2 protein-coding genes are annotated in these 1,892 nt (G+C 72.4%); both read left to right on the top strand.

The window, feature by feature from the left end; genetic code table 11:
- Positions 1 to 115 (top strand): adenosylhomocysteinase (locus tag ACIPUC_RS33475; RefSeq protein WP_351831750.1); only part of this gene is annotated, 115 nt, incomplete at its 5' end.
- A 103-nt stretch (positions 116 to 218) separates the two neighbouring features.
- Positions 219 to 1,772, top strand: a complete 1,554-nt coding sequence (locus tag ACIPUC_RS33470) for an acyl-CoA carboxylase subunit beta (protein ID WP_446594151.1) — start codon at positions 219 to 221, stop codon at positions 1,770 to 1,772.
- Positions 1,773 to 1,892: the final 120 nt, after the last annotated feature.

Raw genomic sequence — 1,892 nt, 5'->3', positions numbered from 1 at the left:
CCGCCTGCACCTGGACGCGCTGGGCGTCAGGCTCACCACCCTGCGTCCCGAGCAGGCCGACTACATCGGCGTCAAGGTCGAGGGCCCGTACAAGCCCGACCACTACCGCTACTGATCCCCGCACGGCGGACACCCCCGCGATCCAGCCGGGCTCGAGGGCCCGGCCGGATGCTGGGACGTTGGGAACGGGCCACCTGGGCAACGGCGAGGAGAGTCAGTTGGAGAGTCTGCGGGAGCGCGCCACGGAGCTCGCGGCGATACGGGCCCTGGCCGTGGCCGGACCGGGCGAGCGGGCGACGGCCGCGCAGCACGCCAAGGGCAAACTGACGGCTCGCGAGCGCATCGGCGTCCTCTTCGACGAGGGCTCCTTCTGCGAGGTCGAAGGCCTGCGCAGACACCGTGCGACGGGCTTCGGCCTGGAGGACAAGAAGCCCTACACCGACGGTGTGGTGACGGGCTGGGGCACCGTCCACGGCCGCACCGTGTTCACCTACGCGCACGATTTCCGCATCTTCGGCGGCGCGCTCGGCGAGGCCCACGCGGCGAAGATCCACAAGCTGATGGACCTCGCGGAGGCCGCCGGGGCCCCCATCGTGGGCCTGTGCGACGGCGCGGGCGCCCGCATCCAGGAGGGCGTGACGGCCCTCGCCGGGTACGGCGGCATCTTCAAGCGCAACGTGCGCAACTCCGGGGTGATCCCGCAGATCTCGGTGATCCTGGGCCCGTGCGCCGGCGGCGCCGCGTACTCCCCGGCGCTCACGGACTTCGTGTTCATGGTGCGCGGCACCTCGCAGATGTTCATCACCGGGCCGGACGTGGTCCAGGCCGTCACCGGTGAGGCCGTGACCATGGAGCACCTGGGCGGCGCGGACAGCCACGGAGCGGTGTCCGGCGTCGCCTCGTTCGTCTACGACGACGAGCGCGAGTGCCTGGAGGACGTCCGCCACCTGCTGTCCCTGCTGCCGTCCAACAACCGTGAACTGGCCCCGGCCGGTGACCTGGAGGACCCGGCGGACCGCCGCAACGACAAGCTGCTCGACCTGGTCCCGGCGCGCCCGACCCAGGGCTACGACATCCGCGAGGTCATCGAGGAGATCGTCGACCACGGCGACTACTTCGAGGTCCACGGCCAGTGGGCGCGGAACATGGTCTGCGCGCTGGCCCGCCTGGGCGGCCGGCTGGTGGGTGTGGTGGCGAACCAGCCGTCGCACCTGGCGGGCGTGCTGGACATCGGGGCCTCCGAGAAGGCGGCGCGGTTCGTGCAGTTCTGCGACGCGTTCTCCATCCCGCTGGTCACCCTGATCGACGTGCCGGGCTTCCTGCCGGGCGTGGACCAGGAGCACCAGGGGATCATCCGGCACGGCGCGAAGCTCCTGTACGCGTACTGCAACGCCACGGTGCCGCGGATCAGCCTCGTCCTGCGCAAGGCGTACGGCGGCGCGTACATCGTGATGGACTCCAGCTCGATCGGCGCGGACGTGGCCCTGGCCTGGCCGTCCAACGAGATCGCGGTCATGGGCGCGGAGGGCGCGGCGAACGTGATCTTCCGCAAGGAGATCGCGGCCTCAGCCGATCCCGAGGCGACCCGGGCGCAGCGGATCAAGGAGTACCAGTCGGAGCTGATGCACCCGTACTACGCGGCCGAACGCGGCCTGGTGGACGACGTCATCGATCCGGCCGAGACCCGCTCCCGTCTGATCGCCACCCTCGGCATGCTGCGCGCCAAGAACGCCCCGCAGCCGAGCCGCAAACACGGCAACCTGCCGCTGTAGTCGCGCCGAGCCCCCACAACGCAGTGGTGGGGGGGCGGGGGGGCCCCCCCCCCGCCCCCCCCGGGGGGGGGGCCCCCCCCGGGGGGCCCCCCCGGGGGGGGGGGGGGCGGCGGCGCCCGG

Source organism: Streptomyces sp. LARHCF249, from assembly GCF_052871255.1.
The sequence above is the reverse complement of the archived record's forward strand: the minus strand, read 5'-3'. Positions and strand labels throughout refer to the sequence as shown.